The sequence below is a fragment of the Lysinibacillus sp. NPDC093190 genome (assembly GCF_050280425.1).
Taxonomy (GTDB): Bacteria; Bacillota; Bacilli; order Bacillales_A; family Planococcaceae; genus Lysinibacillus.
On the sequence record NZ_JBNNVG010000045.1, the window covers coordinates 1 to 19,937 of the forward strand.

A 19,937-nucleotide genomic window follows, 5' to 3' on the forward strand; every position below is an offset into this window, starting at 1 on the left:
ACCGAACACGGAAGTTAAGCTCTTTAGCGCCGATGGTAGTTGGGGGCTTCCCCCTGTGAGAGTAGGACGTCGCTAGGCAATATAGACAGTCAGCTGAGCGCTGGCTGTTTTTTTTATGAAAAATCTTAATAATTTATCAATAATTCCGCAAAACTTGCTTAAAATAAGACGAGCTTAACTAATATTTATATTAAATGTAGAAGAAAATTAAAAAGGCAATTTTGAATTCAATATAAAAAAGGGAGAAAAGACTATCAGAGTTGGCAATCCAAAAAATCTGAATTGTCTTTCTTTTATAAGTTTCTTGACAGTAGCTTACCACGTTGTTAATCTTACAATTAATATTCTTTTAACTATAGGAGGACGTTACGAAAATGTGGGAAACTAAATTTGCCAAAGAAGGTTTAACTTTTGATGATGTATTATTAGTACCAGCGCATTCAGAAGTATTACCGAAAGATGTTGATTTATCAGTTCAACTAACACCGAAGATTAAATTAAATATTCCAATGATCAGCGCAGGCATGGATACAGTTACAGAATCTAAAATGGCAATTGCTATGGCACGTCAAGGCGGTATCGGTATTATCCATAAGAACATGTCGATCGATGAGCAAGCTGAGCAAGTAGAAAAAGTAAAACGTTCTGAAAATGGTGTTATTACAAACCCATTCTTCTTAACTCCGACTCACCAAGTTTTCGATGCTGAGCATTTAATGGGTAAATATCGAATTTCTGGTGTACCAATTGTTGATAGTATGGAAAACCAAAAACTAGTAGGGATCATTACAAACCGTGACTTACGTTTCATTTCTGACTATTCTTTAAAAATTGAAGATGTTATGACAAAAGAAGATTTAATTACAGCTCCTGTTGGAACGACTCTAGAGGATGCTGAAAAAATTCTTCAACAATATAAAATCGAAAAGCTACCAATTGTAGATGAAGAAGGTAAATTAACTGGATTAATTACAATTAAGGATATTGAGAAGGTAATTGAGTTCCCTAACGCTGCAAAAGACATTCATGGTCGTTTATTAGTAGGGGCAGCAGTTGGTGTTTCAAAAGATACGATGATACGTATTGAAAAGCTTGTTGAAGCACAAGTAGACATCGTAGTAATCGATACAGCTCACGGTCATTCTGAGGGTGTATTACAAACAATTCGCTCTATCCGTGAATCTTATCCTGAGCTTGAAATTATCGCTGGTAACGTGGCAACAGCTGAAGGTGCACGCGCATTATTTGGGGCAGGCGCAGATGTAGTGAAAGTTGGTATTGGGCCAGGATCTATTTGTACTACTCGTGTCGTAGCTGGTGTAGGTGTACCACAAATTACAGCTGTTTACGATTGTGCAACAGTAGCGCGTGAGCTTGGTAAAACAATTATTGCTGATGGAGGCATTAAATACTCTGGAGATATCGTAAAAGCTCTTGCAGCAGGTGGTAACGTTGTAATGCTTGGTTCACTTCTTGCAGGTACTTCTGAATCTCCTGGTGAAACTGAAATCTTCCAAGGTCGTCGCTTCAAAGTATACCGTGGTATGGGTTCAATTGGAGCTATGGAAAAAGGTTCAAAAGATCGTTACTTCCAAGAGGATGCGAAAAAATTAGTACCAGAGGGTATTGAAGGTCGTCTTCCTTATAAAGGGCCTCTAGCAGATACAATTTATCAACTAATCGGTGGTATTCGTGCTGGTATGGGGTACTGCGGTTCAGCTAACCTTGAGTTCTTACGTGAAAATGCTCAATTTGTTCGTATGACAGGTGCAGGTCTACGTGAATCACATCCACATGATGTACAAATCACAAAAGAATCACCAAACTATTCGATGTAATATATTACTAGCAACTTTTATGCTCTCGAATCGTCTACAAAGATGACACGAGAGCATTTTTTTGTGATAGAGATTGCGCACGGACATTACTATATATGATAAAATGTCGAGGATAAGATTATTTTTTTGGAGGGTTTTAAGGGTGAAAAAGACAACGAACACTGTCATTCGCTTACTCCTAATTCCTGTTTTGTTATTTAGTGTTTTAGCAGGTATTCCAGCGAAGGCAAATGCAGAAACAGATTTAGGACTACATGTGGATGCTGCAATTTTAATTGACGCAGATTCAGGGAAAATTTTATATGAACAAAATGCAGATACTTCACTAGGTATTGCGAGTATGACAAAAATGATGACTGAATACCTGCTATTGGATGCAATTGATGCAGGTACAGTTAAGTGGGATCAGGAATATCACGTAACTGATTATACGTATAAAATGTCTCAAAACCGTGCATTAAGTAATGTACCATTACGTAGAGATGGATCTTACACAATTCGCGAATTATATGAGGCGATGGCAATTTACTCTGCAAATGCTGCTACAGTCGCTATTGCAGAAACAATTGCGGGTACTGAAACTGAGTTTTTAAAGCTAATGAATAAAAAAGCAGAAGAGCTTGGTCTTAAAGACTATAAATTCGTGAATTCTACAGGTCTTAACAATGCAGATTTGTTTGGTATGCAGCCAGCTGGTACCGGACCAAGTGATGAAAACGTAATGCCTGCTAAATCTGTAGCTAAATTAGCATATCATTTACTAAAAGATCATCCAGACGTATTAAAAACGTCTAAAATTGCAAAAAAGACGTTCCGTGAAGGTACAGAAGATGCAATTAAAATGGAGAACTGGAACTTTATGTTGCCAGGATTAGTGTTCCAATATGAAGGCGTTGACGGATTAAAAACAGGTACAACAGACTTTGCTGGACATTGCTTTACAGGTACAGCAGAGCGCAATGGTACACGTTTAATTTCTGTTGTTATGAAGGCTGTAGATACAAAAGGACAGGGCTCAAGAAAAGCGCGCTTTGATGAAACAGCTAAATTGCTTAACTATGGTTTCTCACAATTCTCGAAACAAGAAATTATTCCAGCGAACTATACGTTTAAAGGTCAAGAAACAGTAAAAGTTACGAAAGGTAAAGAAAACAAAGTAGCGATTGCTGTTAAAGAACCAGTTTCATTTATGGTCAAGTCATCTGAGAAAGATTTATATAAACCTAAACTAGTTTTAGATAAAAAGAGTCTTGAAGCAGAGGTTAAGAAGGATACAGTTGTTGGGAAGTTAGTTATTGAACGCTCAGAGGGCACAGATTACGGTTTTATTGACGGTAAGGACCTTAAAGCCGATGTTGTTACAACAGAGGCTGTGGAGCGCGCTAGCGGTATCTCATTATTCTTCCAAGGTGTTGGTAGCTTCTTTGGAAACTTATGGAGTGGCATTACTGACTTTGTTGGTGGCTTATTTTAATAATTAATAAAAAGAACACGAGATGTTTTTAAAACATCTCGTGTTCTTTTTCACATTTTTACGCTTTTTTACATACGCTATTAGGCGAAAGGATGTGGCTAAATGTGTGGTATTACAGGATGGGCTAGTTTTCAAAAGGATTTAAGAACAAGTAATGAAATTCTAAAATTAATGACACAAACGTTAAATAAACGAGGGCCTGATGATGAAAATATTTGGTGTAGTGAGCATATTGCATTTGGCCATCGTCGGCTGGCTGTCATAGATTTAATCGGTGGGAAGCAACCGATGAAAAAAGTACACGATGGTGCAAACTATGTCATTACATATAATGGCGAGCTTTATAATACAGCAGAATTAAAGAAAGAGCTTCAAAATCGAGGGCATGTTTTTACAACACATTCAGATACGGAAGTATTATTAACTGCTTATATTGAATGGAAAGAGCAGTGTGTTGATTTTTTAAATGGAATTTTCGCTTTTGGTATATGGGATGAACAATCACAATCACTTTTTTTATGCCGAGATCGTCTAGGTGTAAAGCCTTTGTTTTACACAGAACAACAAGACGGCTTACTTTTTGCATCCGAAGTGAAAGCATTATTAGCCCATCCTTTGATTAAAACAACCGTTAATACGGAAGGGCTAGCAAATATTATGGCTGTAGGACCGTCTAGACTGCCTGGAAAGTCACTTTTTCAAAATATTAGTGAACTACGTCCAGGATATGCAATGCGTTTCTCTAGAGAGGGTATACGAGTTTGGCAGTATTGGCAGTTACAGAGTAAACGGCATGAAGAGTCATTAGAGGAAACGATCGGGCATGTCCGCTTTTTACTAACAGATGCTATTGAACGACAGCTTGTTTCGGACGTACCGATTTGTACATTTCTTTCAGGAGGATTAGATTCCAGCATTATTACTGGCATTGCAGCAAACATGTTTCACCAACAAAATAAAGGCAAACTCCATACGTACTCTATAGATTACGAGGATAATGAACGTTTTTTTAATCCACATGCTTTTCAAACATCCACGGACACGTATTGGATTCAAAAAATGACAGATGCCTTTAGTACAACACACCATGCTGAGGAAATTTCTCAGCAACAATTAATCGATTCTTTAGTAGAATCTGTCATCGTTAGAGATTCACCAGGAATGGCAGATGTTGACTCATCGTTATTATGGTTTTGTCGAGAAATTAAAAAGGACTTTACCGTTGCGCTATCAGGAGAATGTGCAGATGAAATTTTCGGTGGTTATCCATGGTTTACAGAAACGACTACAGGTTTTCCATGGATTCGTTCACTGTCTGAAAGAGCAACAATGTTACAAGAGCGATGGCGTAAAAAATTAAAAGTTGAATCATATGCGCAACAGGCTTATTCAGAGACAATTGCTGAAGTACCATATCTTGATGGGGAGAGTATTGAGGAAGTAAGACAACGCGAAATGTTTTATTTGAATATGGTATGGTTTATGCAAACATTGCTGGAACGAAAAGATCGTATGAGTATGGGGGCGAGTCTTGAAGTTCGTGTGCCATTTGCAGATCATCGCCTTGTGGAATATACGTGGAATATTCCTTGGGAAATGAAAAATTTAGGCGGTATGGAAAAGGGTTTACTTCGTAAGGCAATGCAACATTTATTGCCTTACGAAGTTTTATATCGGAAAAAGAATCCGTACCCTAAAACGTATCATCCAATTTATACAGCAGGCGTTCAAAAATGGCTAAAAGAAATAATGGAGGACAAAAATTCAATTCTTCATGAATTATTTGAACGACAGAAGCTAATAGAGCTAATTGAATCTGGCGGCAATTCTTTCAAAGTGCCTTGGTACGGACAATTAATGGCAGGTCCACAGCTTTTAGCCTATCTGGGTCAAATTCATACATGGTTTGAGTTTTATAATATCCAACTAATTGAATCATAATATAAAAGAAGCACCAACCAACCTTTTAACGTGAGGTTGATTGGTGTTTTTTCTGTATATCCCAACAGTTCATTAGCTTCTCAATAGAAGGTTCAATTTCATGTACTGGTATACCCCCAAAACCTAATAAAAATTGAGCTTGTGAGGGTGCAGAGTGATCCAGGCGATAATCAGATAGTGGATAGATTCTGATTTCTGCATTGGAGGCAATTTGCTGTAATTGCTTTTCAGACAAAGTATGCTGTACGTCGAGTAAAATATGCATTCCTGCTTGCTCGCCAGTAATTTTAATTTGAGTAGAATAGTTTTCTAAAATAGAAGTAAGTTTTTCATGCTTTTTTCGATAAACCTTCCTCATTCGATTTAAATGCTTTGCAAAATGGCCGTCACGCATAAAATTAGCTACGATATGTTGATCGAAACGAGGTACTGTTGATGAATAGTAATTAAATACATCATTATAAGTAGTAAGTAATTTTGCTGGAAGTACAAAATAAGCAACGCGCAAGGACGGCATTAATGATTTTGTAAATGTACTCATATAAATTACTTTATCATTTCGATCTAATGCATGAAGTGCTGGAATTGGTTTTCCAGTATAACGAAATTCGGAATCATAATCATCTTCAATAATGTATCGAGAGGAGCTTTGTGCGGCCCAATTTAAAGCTTGTGCACGTCTTGTAGCTGATAATACTGCTCCTGTAGGGAATTGGTGTGATGGCGTAATATAAACAACGTCAGCGCTAGTTTTTTCGAGCTCATGAATGACAATTCCTTCAGCATCGACTGCAATTGGATAGACTTTTCGTTTATGCTGGGAAAACATACGATGTACAGCTGGATATCCTGGGTTTTCAAGCGCAAAGCAAGTATGGTCACTAAAGAGGCGCAAAATCATTGGTAGAAGCTGTTCTGTTCCTGAGCCGATGACAATTTGCTCGGGACTACATACAACCCCACGTGATTGAAATAAATAATTAGCAATCTCTGTTCGTAAAGATAGTTCTCCCTGAGGCTCACCTGTTAATAATAACTCCTTTGAGGCATCATCAAAGAGCTCTTTCGCATATTTTCGCCATGTTTGAAAAGGGAAGGCATCAATATCGATAGAACCGGGATTAAAATCTATCTTGTACGATTTTTTCTTAGGTTGTTCGTTTAAGGAAGTTACTGTGTCCTGCTGAATATACGGAAGCTCGTCAATCTCCTCTACAAAATAACCGACGCGGGATTTAGACATAATATAGCCTTCAGCAAGTAGCTGTGCATATGCAATTTCAATAGTTGTTTGAGAAATATTCAAAAAATCGGATAATTTTCTTTTTGATGGTAATTTTTCTCCTACTGCTATTTTCTTTGTAATAATAGCTTCTTTAATGCCGCTATAAAGCTGGTCATAGAGCGGTTTTTCACCATTTTTTTCAAGTTGAAATAATAGCATGTCCATGTTCATTAATTCTCCTGGCCTTATAATTATTTTATAAACTGGATATTTTTATATGGTCAATTTCAATTATACTAAATTTCATCATAAAGGTGGAGGTTAGAAATCATGAAACAAACAGGTACAGAATTAGTTAAGCGCGGGATGGCGGAAATGCAAAAGGGTGGCGTCATTATGGATGTTATTAATGCAGAACAGGCGAAAATTGCGGAAGCCGCAGGAGCTGTGGCTGTCATGGCATTAGAACGAGTACCATCAGACATTCGTAAGGCGGGTGGTGTTGCACGTATGGCTGATCCTCGTATTGTCGAGGAGGTTATGGGGGCTGTATCCATTCCTGTCATGGCTAAAGCACGTATTGGACATATTGTAGAAGCAAGAGTGTTAGAAGCAATGGGTGTCGATTATATTGATGAAAGTGAAGTATTAACTCCAGCAGATGAAGAGTTTCATTTATTAAAAAGTGATTATACAGTGCCTTTTGTTTGTGGGTGTCGTGATTTAGGTGAAGCTGCTCGACGCATTGGTGAGGGGGCTTCCATGCTACGGACTAAAGGGGAACCAGGGACTGGTAATATTGTTGAGGCAGTTCGCCATATTCGTAAAGTGAATGCGCAAGTACGTAAGGTAGTTGGTATGACAGAGGATGAATTAATGACAGAGGCTAAATTACTTGGTGCTCCTTTTGAATTATTAAGAGAAATTAAGCGTCATGGCCGTTTACCAGTAGTGAATTTTGCAGCAGGTGGAGTTGCTACGCCAGCTGATGCAGCACTAATGATGGAGCTTGGAGCTGACGGTGTATTTGTTGGTTCTGGTATTTTTAAATCAGAAAACCCAGAGAAATTTGCTCGTGCAATTGTTGAAGCTACTACGCATTATAAGAACTACAAACTAATCGCCGAAATTTCAAAAGAGCTAGGTGTTCCGATGAAAGGCATCGACATTGCACAGCTTAGTCAAAATGAGCGTATGCAAGAGCGAGGCTGGTAAGATGAAACGAATCGGTGTTTTAGCATTACAGGGAGCGGTACGAGAGCATGTGCAAATGATAGAGTCTCTTGGATGCGAAGCGGTCTTAGTAAAACAAAGTGCTGATTTAGAGAAGCTTGATGGGCTTGTCTTGCCTGGTGGAGAAAGCACAACGATGCGGAAATTGTTGAATCGATATGAGCTATTGGAGCCAATTCGCACACTTGCAAAGCAGGGTTTACCGATGTTTGGAACATGTGCAGGATTGATTTTATTGGCAAAGGAATTAGTGGATTATGAATCACATTTAGCAGTAATGGATGTGGTAGTTGCACGGAATTCTTATGGACGTCAGGTAGATAGCTTTGAAGTGAAGCTCGATATACCGGAAATAGGTGCTGCCATTCCGGCTGTCTTTATACGTGCGCCACATATTGTTTCTGTAGGTGAAGGTGTTGAAGTATTAGCAGAACATGACGGGAAAATCGTATTAGCAAAGGACGATCATTTATTAGGCTGTTCCTTCCATCCTGAATTAACGTCAGATACACGTATTCTTGAATATTTTGTATCTTCTATAGTATGACTTGCAAAATCTTAATTCGTATAGTACAGTATGGATAAAATTTAAATAACTGAACACGATGATGGGAAGTAGTAGCAAGCACGTTTTTTTTAGAGAGTCAGCGGGTGGTGGAAGCTGATAAAAGCACTTGTGAATCCGTCCTGGAGTTGCGCAGTCGAAGTCAATGAAGTAGGCTGTCGCCGGCTGAAATGCCGTTATGAGATAAGTGGATTAGACAAAGTACAATGTGTCTAATCAATTAGGGTGGCAACGCGGGTAGCTCTCGTCCCTTTTGGGGATGAGGGCTTTTTTGTGTTTCTACTAAATATTTTCCCATCATTAAGAATCTACTGGAGGTATGGCGATGTTAGATATTAAACGCGTGCGCGACAATTTCGCGGAAATTAAAGAAATGTTATTAACACGTAATGAGGATTTAGGAAACTTAGACGATTTTGAACAATTAGATGCAAAGCGTCGTGAGTTAATTGCAAAAACAGAAGAGCTTAAAGCTGAACGTAATAAAGTATCTGAGCAAATTTCGATCATGAAACGTAATAAAGAAAATGCGGATGAAGTGATTGCACGTATGCGTCAGGTTGGCGATGAAATTAAAGAACTAGATGTCCAATTAAATGATGTAGAAGAACGCTTTAAAGATATGATGATGCGTTTACCAAACATTCCACATGCATCTGTACCAGTTGGCACAACAGAGGACGATAATGTAGAGGAATATACTTGGGGTGAGATTCCAACATTTGATTTTGACATTAAAGCACACTGGGACATCGCTACGGATTTAAAAATTGTAGACTTTGAACGTGGTGCAAAAGTGACTGGTAGTCGTTTCTTATTCTATCGTGGTCTTGGTGCTCGTTTAGAACGTGCATTAATGACGTTTATGATGGACTTACATGCAGAAGAGCATGGTTATGAAGAAATGTTACCACCTGTAATTGTCAATCGTGATAGCTTAACAGGTACAGGACAGCTACCTAAATTTGAAGAAGATGTCTTTAAATTAGATGACACAGATTATTTCATGATTCCAACAGCAGAAGTGCCTGTGACAAACTTCTATCGTGATGAAATTTTACCAGTTGAAGCATTACCACAGGGCTTTGCAGCATATAGTGCTTGCTTCCGTTCAGAAGCGGGTTCTGCGGGTCGCGATACACGTGGTTTAATTCGCCAACACCAATTCAACAAAGTAGAATTAGTACGCTTTGTAAAACCAGAAGAATCTTATGAACAGCTAGAACTATTAACAGGTCATGCAGAAAAAGTACTGCAATTATTAGGGTTACCATACCGCAAACTAAAAATGTGTACAGCTGATTTAGGCTTTACTGCAGCGAAAAAGTACGATTTAGAGGTTTGGATTCCAGCTCAAAATATGTATCGTGAAATCTCTTCATGCTCTAACTTTGAAGATTTCCAAGCACGTCGAGCAAATATTCGCTTCCGTCGTGAACCAAATGCAAAACCAGAGTATGTACACACATTAAACGGCTCAGGTCTTGCAATCGGCCGTACAGTAGCAGCAATCCTAGAAAACTATCAGCAACAAGATGGAAGCGTAGTAATCCCTGAAGTATTAAGACCATATATGGGCGGAAAAGAAGTAATTGCCCCAAAGTAAACTGGGGCGAAAAATCAAAGAAACTACTGTTGAAAATTTAATCTCAACAGTAGTTTTTCTTCTATATGTTATATAACTTTATATGCCATTGAAGGCTAGAGGTTTTTATAATTGCTACTACAACACTTTCCTCTTGTTCAAAAAAGAGGGTGTCTCAAATTTTTTTGAATTATTTAGATTCTTCATTTTCAACCATTAAAGCTTGTCGCGCCTTCTTTTCGGCTTTTTTTCGTTCACGTAATGCTCTGAAAAAATCGGTTAAGATTTGTCCACATTCCTCAGCTAAAATTCCTTCTGTTACTTCGCACTCATGATTAAAGCGTGGATCGTTTAATAAACGATAGAGTGAATCTACACAGCCTGCTTTTATATCTCTTGCACCATATACAACACGCGGCACACGGGATTGCAAAATTGCACCTGCACACATAGGACAAGGTTCAAGTGTCACATAGAGTGTTGTTTTTTCGAGGCGCCAGCTACCTATTTTTTTACAAGCCTCTTGAATAACCATTAGTTCAGCGTGCGTCGTTGCATTTTGTGTTGTTTCTCGTAAATTATGAGCTCGTGCAATAATCTCTCCATCATATACAAGTACAGCTCCTATTGGCACTTCTCCAAGTAAAGCGGCTTTCTTAGCTTCTTCCAGTGCACTGTTCATAAACAATCGGTCTGTTTCAAAAATATCCACTATGATCTCTCCTTATCATTTAGTGTATCTTGCTTAATTGACAATTGCTACTATCAAATATGTCTCGGCATAATTGGAACTGACGCTTTGCTTTCGCACAGATAAACAATGCGTCCGGATTCAGTAGTAAGAAGTTAAAACATTGACATTTCCAATACAACCATTTATATTTATATATGAATACATGCTCATATATAAATATTAAAAGGTTAGGGGTAAACTAAATGGATGAAAAATTACAAAATACAGAGGTTCAGACTAACAAAGAGCAACATTTAGATGAAGAAACGCTATTCGTCGTGTCTCAAACATTTAAAGCATTAAGTGATCCGACAAGAATTCGCATTTTAAATTTATTGTGTACGGATGAACATTCAGTCAACGACATCGCTGAAATTTTAGATTTAGGGCAATCAACAGTTTCACATCAGTTACGTTTTTTGAAAAATTTACGGTTAGTGAAATATAGAAGGGAAGGCACAACCTTATATTATTCAAAAGATGATGATCACATTATGAATTTGTTAATGCAAGCCATTGAGCATGCTGCACATAACTAGAACTAATGGAGGGATAAGAAATGGGACATAATCATGATCACAGCCATGATCATACACATGGCGCAAATAAAAAGATATTAATACTATCATTTATTATTATTACGAGTTATATGGTTGTTGAAGGGATTGGTGGCTATTTAACAAATAGTTTGGCTCTTTTATCCGATGCAGGACATATGTTAAGTGACTCAATTTCATTAGCGATAGCCTTACTTGCTTTTATGTTTGGAGAAAAGGCTGCGAGCTATAGTAAAACATACGGTTATAAGCGATTTGAAATTTTAGCAGCGGTATTGAATGGTGTGACTTTAATTTTAATTGCTTTATTCATTTTCTATGAAGCAATAGAACTTTTTGCAAATCCACCAGAAGTGGCAACTACAGGCATGTTGATTATTAGTACAATCGGTCTTTTGGTAAATATTTTGGTAGCTTGGATTATGATGCGCGGCAGTGATACAAAAGATAATTTAAATATGCGTGGAGCTTATTTACACGTATTAAGTGATATGCTTGGATCTGTAGGGGCCATCGTTGCCGCACTATTAATGATGTTCTTTGGTTGGGGCTGGGCTGATCCACTTGCGAGTGTTATTGTTGCCGCATTAGTATTACGAAGTGGCTACTATGTAACGAAGGCTGCTATCCATGTTCTAATGGAAGGAACACCTTCAAACGTTGATGTTCAAGAGATCATACAAACTATTGTACAAACAAACGGCGTTCATAGCATTCACGATTTACACATTTGGACAATAACAAGTGGAGCAAATGCACTTTCCTGTCATGCAGTTGTTGAGGATCAGTTAAAAATTGCGGATAGTGAGCATATATTACGGGAAATTGAACATAATCTTGAGCATAAGGGCATAAAGCATGTAACGATTCAATTGGAAACAGTAGCGCATAAACATGATAATTCAATTTTATGTACAATAAAAAATGAGCAGTCGAATCATCATCATTAATAAAATTTTTTTAGTTCATTTTGCACTTTACATACCCTTCATGGGTATAGTATGATGAGTGTGAAGTAGGAGGTGCATTTAATGGAGGATATAGTGAAAGAGGATGCTTGTCATACAGAGGAAGCTACGTCGTGTCGAAAAAGTCATCACCCTGAACGCGTAAAAAAAGATTTAACGACTCGTTTGAATCGAGTTGAAGGTCAAATCCGAGGTATTAAAGGGATGATTGAAAAAGACGTTTACTGTGATGATATTATTACGCAACTGTCTGCCACGCAGTCTGCTTTAAATAGCGTAGCGAAGATATTGTTAGAAGGTCATTTAAAGGGATGTGTAGTAGATCGCCTATCAGAAGGTGATGAAGCAGTGTTAGACGAATTAGTAGTGACTATCCAAAAATTAATGAAAAAGTAAAATATTTTTTAATAAATATATACCCCTATACAGTATCTAAATTAAAGGAGAGATATTTTATGCAAAACGTAACTTTAAACGTACAAGGAATGTCATGTGGACATTGTGTAAACTCAGTGGAAAAAAGTGTTGGAGCTTTAGCTGGCGTTGAACAAGTAAAAGTAAACTTAGCTGATGGTTTAGTAGATGTAGCATTTGACGAAACACAAGTATCTCTAGACCAAATTAAAGAAGCAATCGACGATCAAGGCTATGACGTTAAATAATATAAATAGGGTGCTCATGTAGCACTCTATTATTTTTAATTATACATACCCCCTGTTGGTATGTAGGGAGGAGAAATGATCATGAGTTCAGAAATAAAAGAAGCTAATTTGCAAATTACAGGTATGACATGTGTAGCCTGTGCCACTCGTATAGAAAAAGGTTTAAATAAAATGGATGGTGTAGAACAAGCGACAGTTAATTTAGCTCTTGAAAAATCATCCATTAAATATGATCCGGCAAAATTAAATGAGGAAGACTTTGAAAAGAAAATTGAAGCACTTGGTTATGGTGTCGTGAAACAAAAAACGGAATTCAACATTACAGGTATGACATGTGCGGCCTGCGCTACACGAATAGAAAAGGGTTTAAATAAACTAGTAGGTGTATCCTCTGCGAACGTAAACTTAGCACTTGAAAAAGCAACTATTGAATTTAACCCATCTGAGGTGACGATTGCAGATGTTATTGCGAAGGTTGAGAAATTAGGATATGAGGCTCATCAAAAAGCAGATGAGCAAGAAACTGCGGATCATCGTGAGCAGGCTATCAAACAACAGCAGAAAAAATTCATTTTATCGGCCATTCTTTCATTACCATTACTTTGGACGATGGTAGGACACTTTTCATTTACATCATTTTTATATGTCCCTGAATTTTTAATGAATCCGTGGGTACAAATGGTGTTGGCCACTCCCGTTCAATTTATCATCGGGAAGCAATTTTATGTTGGGGCATACAAAGCTTTACGCAATGGTAGTGCTAATATGGATGTACTTGTAGTTATGGGAACATCTGCGGCTTATTTTTATAGTTTATATCAAGCCATTATTACTACGGGGTCACATCATGCCCCTCACCTATATTTTGAAACGAGTGCCGTATTAATTACTTTAATTTTATTAGGTAAATTATTTGAGGCAAAAGCGAAAGGTCGCTCATCTGAAGCGATCAAAAAGTTAATGGGTCTTCAGGCAAAAACGGCCATCGTTGTCCGTGACGGTGTAGAAAAAGAAGTACCATTAGAAGAAGTAGTCATTGGCGACATTATATTAGTGAAACCTGGTGAAAAAATTCCTGTTGATGGTGAAGTGTTAGAAGGAACAACAGCTGTTGATGAATCAATGTTAACGGGAGAAAGTTTACCTGTTGATAAAAAGCAAGGTGACTTATTATTCGGTTCTACTATTAATAAAAATGGCTTTATTAAAATGACAGCGACTAAAGTCGGTCGCGATACAGCCTTAGCTCAAATTATTAAAGTTGTAGAAGATGCACAAGGCTCCAAAGCGCCAATCCAGCGTTTAGCAGACCAAATTTCGGGCGTCTTTGTACCAATCGTTGTTGGCATTGCGCTTGTCACGTTTTTAATTTGGATTATTTGGGTGCGACCTGGTGAATTTACGCCAGCACTTGAAGTATTAATTGCAGTGCTCGTTATCGCTTGTCCATGTGCGCTCGGATTGGCAACACCAACATCTATTATGGCGGGTTCTGGTCGTGCAGCGGAATTTGGTATTTTATTTAAAGGTGGAGAGCATTTAGAGCAAACGCAAAGCATTGATACAGTAGTTGTTGATAAAACAGGTACTGTAACACACGGCAAACCCGTATTAACGGATGTTGTGCTAGCGGCGAATCAAGACGAAGCACGCTTTTTATCGTTAATTGGTGCAGCAGAGAAGCAATCCGAGCATCCGTTAGCAGAAGCAATTGTTCAAGGCATTGCTGATCGTGGTATTGACCTAGGAGATGTTCAATTCTTTGAAGCGATACCAGGTTACGGTGTGCAAGCGACTGTATCTGGTCAAGGCGTTGTTATCGGTACTCGTAAATTGATGAAGCAATACGGTATTCATATTGATGATATTCTACCAACAATGGAGCAATTAGAGGAAAACGGTAAAACTGCCATGTTAGCTGCAATTAACGGTCAGTATGCTGGTCTAGTAGCAGTTGCTGATACAGTGAAAGATACTTCAAAAGAAGCGGTTAGTCGTCTACAAGGAATGGGTATTACGGTGATTATGATGACTGGTGACAATGAACGTACAGCACAAGCAATTGGAGCAGAAGTTGGTGTGAATCATGTGATTGCTGAAGTGCTACCAGAAGGTAAAGCTAATGAAGTGAAAAAACTGCAAGCTACAGGTAAAAAAGTAGCGATGGTTGGTGATGGCATTAATGATGCACCTGCACTTGCGACAGCTAATATTGGGATGGCGATTGGTACCGGTACAGACGTGGCTATGGAAGCAGCGGATATCACACTGATTCGTGGCGATTTAAATAGTATCGCGGATGCTATCATAATGAGTCGTAAAACAATGCGCAATATTAAACAAAACTTATTCTGGGCATTTGCTTACAATACATTAGGTATACCAATTGCCGCAATCGGGTTACTAGCTCCTTGGGTAGCAGGTGCAGCGATGGCTTTTAGTTCAGTATCTGTCGTTTTAAATGCACTGCGTTTACAGCGAGTTAAATTATAATTATGAACAGTTTAGAGGTGTTTTATGGTTAATAAATCTTCGATAACAATGGAGCAATATGTCCATTCAACAAATGCACAACAAAAGCTATATAAGCGTACTCTTTTAATCGTGCTGATGTCGCAAATATTTGGTGGAGCAGGGCTAGCCGCAGGTATTACTGTAGGAGCATTACTAGCAAAGGATATGTTAGGAACAGAAAGCTTTGCAGGTTTACCTTCTGCCCTATTTACCCTTGGCTCTGCATTATCAGCATTTATTGTCGGCCAGCTTTCACAGCGCTTAGGTAGACGCTACGGTTTATCGTTCGGTTTTATAGCGGGCGGTATTGGTGCAATCGGTGTGATTATTGCGGCTAATATGAACAGTATCGTGTTGTTATTTTTAGCTTTATTTGTTTATGGCGCAGGAACGTCTACAAATTTACAGGCACGTTATGCGGGAACCGATTTAGCAAATGAAAAACAACGTGCAACAGCTACAAGTATAGCGATGGTAGCTACAACGTTCGGAGCAGTTGCAGGGCCTAATTTAGTGACGCCTATGGGGGAAGTCGCAAAAGCACTCAATATGCCCGCATTAGTAGGTCCATTTATTTTAGCCGCTGTTGCATATACTTTAGCAGGCCTTACGCTATTTATTTTTCTTCGTCCAGATCCATTATTAATTGCAAAGGCCATTGCTGCCGAGCAACATAAGCAACAAAGTAAAATGGCTGATGCGTCTGTTACTACAAATAGTCATGTAAATCGTATTGGAATTTTCATAGGAGCGCTTGTATTAGTTTTATCTCATGTTATTATGGTGGCTATTATGACAATGACTCCTATTCATATGCAGGGACATGGTAGCAGTTTAAGTGCTATTGGGATGGTCATAGGATTGCATGTCGCAGCGATGTATTTACCATCCCTTGGAACAGGCCTACTCGTCGATAAAGTTGGACGAACTTTTGTCGTCATTGCTTCAGGGGTTATTTTGGCAGCAGCAGGCTTAGTTGCAGCATTTGCCCCAGGTGATTCTTTACTTTGGCTAACGGTTGCCCTCATATTACTCGGTTTAGGCTGGAATTTTGGCTTGATTAGTGGCACAGCAATTATTATTGACTCAACGACAATTCACAGCCGCGCAAAAACACAAGGCTCGGTAGATGTCTGGGTTGCTCTCGGTGGCTCAGCGGGTAGTCTATTATCAGGAGTTGTCGTAGCGTACACAAGCTATGCAATTTTAGGCTTTATCGGGATGTATTTAGCGTTACTTTTAGTGTCAGTGGTCGTATGGACGAAATATAAAGCTAAAAGCAATTTTAATTGAATCTCTTATACTTTTAGACTGTAGAGAAAAATTAAATAGCTATATAAATGATGGCCCACCTCGGTGGGTCTATTTTTTTATCGTTTGTTATCATCTGTCTTAATAGAGAAATAGTTTGATTCTGTTTTTCATTTTCTCACTATGATACAATGAAAAGCACTGATTATTAAAACCTCGAGGACGAGGTAATTGACGATAGAATCCATAGAACATAAAGGAGGAGCTTCTGGTGACGGTTCCATTTGTTACGGTAGAAGGTCCGATTGGTGTTGGTAAAACCTCTTTATCGAAAGAGATTGCAGCGACATTTAATTACCATCTATTAAAAGAAATAGTAGACGAAAACCCTTTTCTAAATAAGTTTTATGAAAACATTGAGGAATGGAGCTTCCAAACGGAAATGTTCTTCCTATGTAATCGCTATAAACAATTATCGGATATAAAAAGTTTCCGTTTAATACATGATAAACCTGTTGTAGCAGACTACCACATTTTTAAAAATTTAATATTTGCAAAGCGTACATTGGCGTCAACTGAGTATGATAAATACGAGGAAATCTATAAAATATTAACGAAAGATATGCCTGTACCGAATGTAGTTATTTATTTACATGCTAGTGTTGATACGTTGATGAAACGTATTGCGATGCGCGGTCGTGAATTTGAAAAAATGATTTCACGAGATTACATGGAGCAATTGGTGGCAGATTATCATTCCTTTATCGAGCATTTTGAGAAGATGCATCCAGAAATTCCTATTATTCGATTTAATGGTGATCAGCTTGATTTCGTAAAAAATCCAAATGATTTGACATATGTTTTACAAACAATAAAGGACACGTTACAACAAAGGAGTTTGCAACAATGAATTTGAGAGAAAAATACGATATTCCACCACAAACGGTCATTACAATCGCTGGTACGGTTGGTGTAGGAAAATCAACGATGACAAAGGCATTGGCAGAGGCGCTAAATTTCCGTACGTCATTTGAAAAGGTAGATACTAATCCATATTTAGATAAATTTTATGAGGACTTTGAAAAATGGAGCTTCCATTTACAAGTGTATTTTTTAGCGGAGCGTTTTAAGGAGCAGAAGCGAATCTTTGAATATGGCGGCGGATTTATTCAAGATCGTTCAATCTACGAAGATACAGGGATTTTTGCGAAGATGCACTATGACAAAGGTACAATGAGCCCAACAGATTATGAGACGTATACAAATTTATTTGATGCGATGGTGATGACACCGTACTTCCCGCATCCAGATTTACTTGTTTATCTAGAGGGGCCAATTGATGATGTAATTGGCCGTATTCAAGAGCGTGGACGTTCAATGGAGCAACAAACACCGAATGATTATTGGATTGAAATGCATGAACGCTATGAGAACTGGATCAATAATTTTAATTCATGCCCGGTTCTACGTTTAGACATCAATGATTATGATTTATTAAAAAATCCTGAAGCAATTGAATCAATTGTGAGCCGTATCAGTCATATGCTAAAACAAACGAGCCATTTACGTAAATAGAAGGTTAGATAAAGCTAATATTTCAAAAATATTAGGAAGATAACTATGAGGTTCTGGCCGAAAGTGAGCGGCAGGCACAAACAAGTCATTTGCGTAAATAGGAAATAAACTATGCTTAAAATTTAATGTATAGTAAGTTAAAATTTGCGTTCTGGCCGCATTAAACAAGCAGTTGAAGAAAATAAATGATTAAACGACGTGAGACAATATATAGCCTATTGTGTCACGTCTTTTGAGTAGGAGGGATTGTTATAAGAATAGCGGTGTATTGCGGTTCTGGCTTAGGCATAAACCCAATTTATGCAGAGAAAGCAGCCGAATTAGGAACTGTATTAGCTCAAAATGGTCATGGTGTCGTTTATGGTGGTTCGAAAACAGGACTAATGGGGAAAGTTGCAGATGCAGTATTAGAAGCTGGGGGAGACGTTATTGGCGTGATGCCAACTCATTTACAGCAGCGGGAATTAGCACATGCTTCGTTAACAGAGATTCATTTTGTTGAGTCTATGCATGTACGTAAAGCCAAAATGGTAGAGTTAGCAGATGCTTTTATAGCTTTACCGGGTGGTGGTGGGACAATGGATGAATATTTTGAAGTATTTACGTGGGCACAAATTGGACTACATGAAAAACCTGTAATTTTATATAATGTAAATAGCTTTTATGATGGGCTTCTACAACATTTTAAGAAAATGCTCGAGGAAGGTTTTATACGCATGGAACAAGAATCACTTATTCGTATAGCTACTACATCGGAAGAAGTATTAAAATTTTTAAAAAAACATGGGTAATATACCCATGTTTTTTCTGCAATAAATAATCATTATAAATATTTTTATTGGGTTTATTACCATAAAAATTTTAGTTCGCTAATACAATGAAAGAGGTGTAGATTATGCAGACAATAGATACAGAAGTTACTGATGATCATGTAGTGCTGGCAATTGAACGAAATATAGCCATTATTCGTTTTGATATGGAGCATAAAGTTGCCTATGTAAATGAACTTTTTGCTAAAACATTAGGCTATAAAATTGAGGAAATGATAGGAAAAGATCATAAGGATTTTTGTTTAACGGAATTTGCGAATAGCATAGAATACGGAAAATTTTGGCGAAACTTAGCTGCTGGCAATAGCTATCAGGATAAAATCGAAAGAATGGATGCAAGGGGAAATAGAATTTGGCTTGAGGCTACTTATATGCCTGTCTTTGCTAATAATTCAAGAAAGGTAATTGGCGTATCGAAAATTGCAACAAATATTACTGAACGCCAAAATGAAATTGTTAGTGTAGCTGATACATTAAAGGTTATGTCTAAAGAGCTTCATAGCCGTTCGGAGGCTGGTATTCAAAATAGCGAGGATTTGCTGGAAACAGTGAAAGAGGTTTCACAAGAGTCTGCCGATAATGTGAGAAATCTTGCGCAGCTACAGAAGCAAGCGGAATCAATTAAAGGGATTGTAAAGACCATTCAAGAAATTGCTTCTCAGACAAATTTACTTGCACTAAATGCAGCTATTGAAGCAGCAAGAGCTGGTGAGTATGGCCGAGGCTTTGATGTTGTAGCAAATGAGGTTAGAAAGCTTTCTGTAAGGGTGGAGCAATCTATTTCAGAAGTAAAAGATAATGTTGAGGGCATAGAGCGAGAGATTGGACAAGTCACTGAAAGCATCACACGTATAGCTGAAAAAGTTGAAAAAACAAATGGTCAAATTAATGTAACAACGAATGATTTTGCTGAAATTGCTACTGCAGCAGAGGCATTAGATGAACAATCAAGGCATTTTACCGAAATAATTTAACTTATTTCAGCA

The 19,937-nt window shown here is 38.0% G+C and carries 18 protein-coding genes, 1 rRNA gene and 1 other annotated feature; of the genes, 17 read left to right on the forward strand and 2 right to left on the reverse strand.

All coding sequences use genetic code 11. The annotated features are described in order from the left end of the window. The 4 genes from rrf to asnB all read left to right on the forward strand — a co-directional run. Positions 1-78, forward strand: a 5S ribosomal RNA gene (gene rrf, locus ACQKOF_RS23260); the annotation flags it as partial. A gap of 296 nt (positions 79-374) precedes the next feature. Continuing rightward, complete coding sequence (gene guaB / locus ACQKOF_RS23265) at positions 375-1,838, forward strand: IMP dehydrogenase (RefSeq protein ID WP_400731228.1); 1,464 nt, start codon at positions 375-377, stop codon at positions 1,836-1,838. 142 nt (positions 1,839-1,980) lie between these two features. Continuing rightward, the gene (locus ACQKOF_RS23270) at positions 1,981-3,312 is read left to right on the forward strand and encodes a D-alanyl-D-alanine carboxypeptidase family protein (RefSeq protein WP_427562335.1); all 1,332 of its coding nucleotides are present in this window, start codon (positions 1,981-1,983) and stop codon (positions 3,310-3,312) included. A gap of 102 nt (positions 3,313-3,414) precedes the next feature. Next, positions 3,415-5,253 (forward strand): asparagine synthase (glutamine-hydrolyzing), encoded by a 1,839-nt coding sequence (gene asnB, locus ACQKOF_RS23275; RefSeq protein ID WP_427562338.1) that lies wholly within the window; start codon positions 3,415-3,417, stop codon positions 5,251-5,253. Positions 5,254-5,278: 25 nt separating this feature from the next. On the opposite strand, the gene ACQKOF_RS23280 is transcribed toward asnB, so the two are convergent. Continuing rightward, entirely contained in the window at positions 5,279-6,703 is a 1,425-nt protein-coding gene (locus tag ACQKOF_RS23280) for a PLP-dependent aminotransferase family protein (RefSeq protein ID WP_427562341.1), read from the reverse strand. Positions 6,704-6,808: 105 nt separating this feature from the next. Here ACQKOF_RS23280 and pdxS point away from each other — a divergent pair, with 105 nt between their 5' ends. From pdxS to serS, 3 genes are all read left to right on the forward strand, one after another. Next, the gene (gene pdxS, locus ACQKOF_RS23285) at positions 6,809-7,693 is read left to right on the forward strand and encodes a pyridoxal 5'-phosphate synthase subunit PdxS (protein WP_427562344.1); all 885 of its coding nucleotides are present in this window, start codon (positions 6,809-6,811) and stop codon (positions 7,691-7,693) included. Position 7,694: 1 nt separating this feature from the next. Beyond that, positions 7,695-8,258, forward strand: coding sequence for a pyridoxal 5'-phosphate synthase glutaminase subunit PdxT (pdxT, locus tag ACQKOF_RS23290; protein WP_427562347.1), 564 nt, complete (start codon positions 7,695-7,697; stop codon positions 8,256-8,258). Positions 8,259-8,307: 49 nt separating this feature from the next. Then, positions 8,308-8,531: a binding site (T-box leader), on the forward strand. A gap of 70 nt (positions 8,532-8,601) precedes the next feature. Next, positions 8,602-9,882, forward strand: a complete 1,281-nt coding sequence (gene serS / locus ACQKOF_RS23295; RefSeq protein ID WP_403009008.1) for a serine--tRNA ligase — start codon at positions 8,602-8,604, stop codon at positions 9,880-9,882. Between the two features lie 169 nt (positions 9,883-10,051). On the opposite strand, the gene tadA is transcribed toward serS, so the two are convergent. Further along, positions 10,052-10,573 (reverse strand): tRNA adenosine(34) deaminase TadA, encoded by a 522-nt coding sequence (gene tadA, locus ACQKOF_RS23300; RefSeq protein ID WP_427562350.1) that lies wholly within the window; start codon positions 10,571-10,573, stop codon positions 10,052-10,054. Positions 10,574-10,797: 224 nt separating this feature from the next. Here tadA and ACQKOF_RS23305 point away from each other — a divergent pair, with 224 nt between their 5' ends. The 10 genes from ACQKOF_RS23305 (at position 10,798) to ACQKOF_RS23350 (ending at position 19,925) form a co-directional block, all read left to right on the forward strand. Then, on the forward strand, positions 10,798-11,133 hold the full coding sequence (locus ACQKOF_RS23305) for an ArsR/SmtB family transcription factor (protein WP_370048802.1): 336 nt from the start codon (positions 10,798-10,800) through the stop codon (positions 11,131-11,133). Between the two features lie 20 nt (positions 11,134-11,153). Next, on the forward strand, positions 11,154-12,101 hold the full coding sequence (locus ACQKOF_RS23310) for a cation diffusion facilitator family transporter (RefSeq protein ID WP_427562353.1): 948 nt from the start codon (positions 11,154-11,156) through the stop codon (positions 12,099-12,101). Between the two features lie 81 nt (positions 12,102-12,182). Continuing rightward, positions 12,183-12,515 (forward strand): metal-sensitive transcriptional regulator, encoded by a 333-nt coding sequence (locus tag ACQKOF_RS23315; RefSeq protein WP_370083285.1) that lies wholly within the window; start codon positions 12,183-12,185, stop codon positions 12,513-12,515. Between the two features lie 59 nt (positions 12,516-12,574). Further along, a complete protein-coding gene (gene copZ, locus ACQKOF_RS23320; RefSeq protein ID WP_370083287.1) occupies positions 12,575-12,781 on the forward strand; it encodes a copper chaperone CopZ in 207 nt (68 codons plus the stop codon). Between the two features lie 81 nt (positions 12,782-12,862). Next, positions 12,863-15,274 carry a heavy metal translocating P-type ATPase gene (locus ACQKOF_RS23325; protein WP_427562357.1) on the forward strand — a complete coding sequence of 804 codons (2,412 nt, stop codon included), beginning with the start codon at positions 12,863-12,865 and terminating at the stop codon, positions 15,272-15,274. A gap of 24 nt (positions 15,275-15,298) precedes the next feature. Further along, positions 15,299-16,588 (forward strand): MFS transporter, encoded by a 1,290-nt coding sequence (locus ACQKOF_RS23330; RefSeq protein WP_427562360.1) that lies wholly within the window; start codon positions 15,299-15,301, stop codon positions 16,586-16,588. Positions 16,589-16,817: 229 nt separating this feature from the next. Then, entirely contained in the window at positions 16,818-17,456 is a 639-nt protein-coding gene (locus ACQKOF_RS23335) for a deoxynucleoside kinase (protein ID WP_427562363.1), read from the forward strand. Next, positions 17,453-18,121, forward strand: coding sequence for a deoxynucleoside kinase (locus tag ACQKOF_RS23340; RefSeq protein WP_370048811.1), 669 nt, complete (start codon positions 17,453-17,455; stop codon positions 18,119-18,121). Before ACQKOF_RS23335 ends, ACQKOF_RS23340 begins: the two co-directional genes overlap by 4 nt. 263 nt (positions 18,122-18,384) lie before the next feature. Continuing rightward, positions 18,385-18,912: a TIGR00730 family Rossman fold protein gene (locus tag ACQKOF_RS23345; protein ID WP_427562366.1), complete on the forward strand. Its 528-nt coding sequence runs from the start codon at positions 18,385-18,387 to the stop codon at positions 18,910-18,912. A 104-nt stretch (positions 18,913-19,016) separates the two neighbouring features. Further along, complete coding sequence (locus ACQKOF_RS23350) at positions 19,017-19,925, forward strand: methyl-accepting chemotaxis protein (protein WP_427562369.1); 909 nt, start codon at positions 19,017-19,019, stop codon at positions 19,923-19,925. The last annotated feature ends 12 nt before the right edge of the window (positions 19,926-19,937 follow it).

Excerpts from the sequence above, each read along its gene's own strand:
- guaB (WP_400731228.1), top strand. The coding sequence starts at position 375 with ATGTGGGAAACTAAATTTGCCAAAGAAGGTTTAACTTTTGATGATGTA.
- asnB (WP_427562338.1), top strand. The coding sequence starts at position 3,415 with ATGTGTGGTATTACAGGATGGGCTAGTTTTCAAAAGGATTTAAGAACA.
- ACQKOF_RS23280 (WP_427562341.1), bottom strand. The coding sequence starts at position 6,703 with ATGGACATGCTATTATTTCAACTTGAAAAAAATGGTGAAAAACCGCTC.
- pdxS (WP_427562344.1), top strand. The coding sequence starts at position 6,809 with ATGAAACAAACAGGTACAGAATTAGTTAAGCGCGGGATGGCGGAAATG.
- pdxT (WP_427562347.1), top strand. The coding sequence starts at position 7,695 with ATGAAACGAATCGGTGTTTTAGCATTACAGGGAGCGGTACGAGAGCAT.
- serS (WP_403009008.1), top strand. The coding sequence starts at position 8,602 with ATGTTAGATATTAAACGCGTGCGCGACAATTTCGCGGAAATTAAAGAA.
- ACQKOF_RS23305 (WP_370048802.1), top strand. The coding sequence starts at position 10,798 with ATGGATGAAAAATTACAAAATACAGAGGTTCAGACTAACAAAGAGCAA.
- ACQKOF_RS23310 (WP_427562353.1), top strand. The coding sequence starts at position 11,154 with ATGGGACATAATCATGATCACAGCCATGATCATACACATGGCGCAAAT.
- ACQKOF_RS23315 (WP_370083285.1), top strand. The coding sequence starts at position 12,183 with ATGGAGGATATAGTGAAAGAGGATGCTTGTCATACAGAGGAAGCTACG.
- copZ (WP_370083287.1), top strand. The coding sequence starts at position 12,575 with ATGCAAAACGTAACTTTAAACGTACAAGGAATGTCATGTGGACATTGT.
- ACQKOF_RS23325 (WP_427562357.1), top strand. The coding sequence starts at position 12,863 with ATGAGTTCAGAAATAAAAGAAGCTAATTTGCAAATTACAGGTATGACA.
- ACQKOF_RS23330 (WP_427562360.1), top strand. The coding sequence starts at position 15,299 with ATGGTTAATAAATCTTCGATAACAATGGAGCAATATGTCCATTCAACA.
- ACQKOF_RS23340 (WP_370048811.1), top strand. The coding sequence starts at position 17,453 with ATGAATTTGAGAGAAAAATACGATATTCCACCACAAACGGTCATTACA.
- ACQKOF_RS23350 (WP_427562369.1), top strand. The coding sequence starts at position 19,017 with ATGCAGACAATAGATACAGAAGTTACTGATGATCATGTAGTGCTGGCA.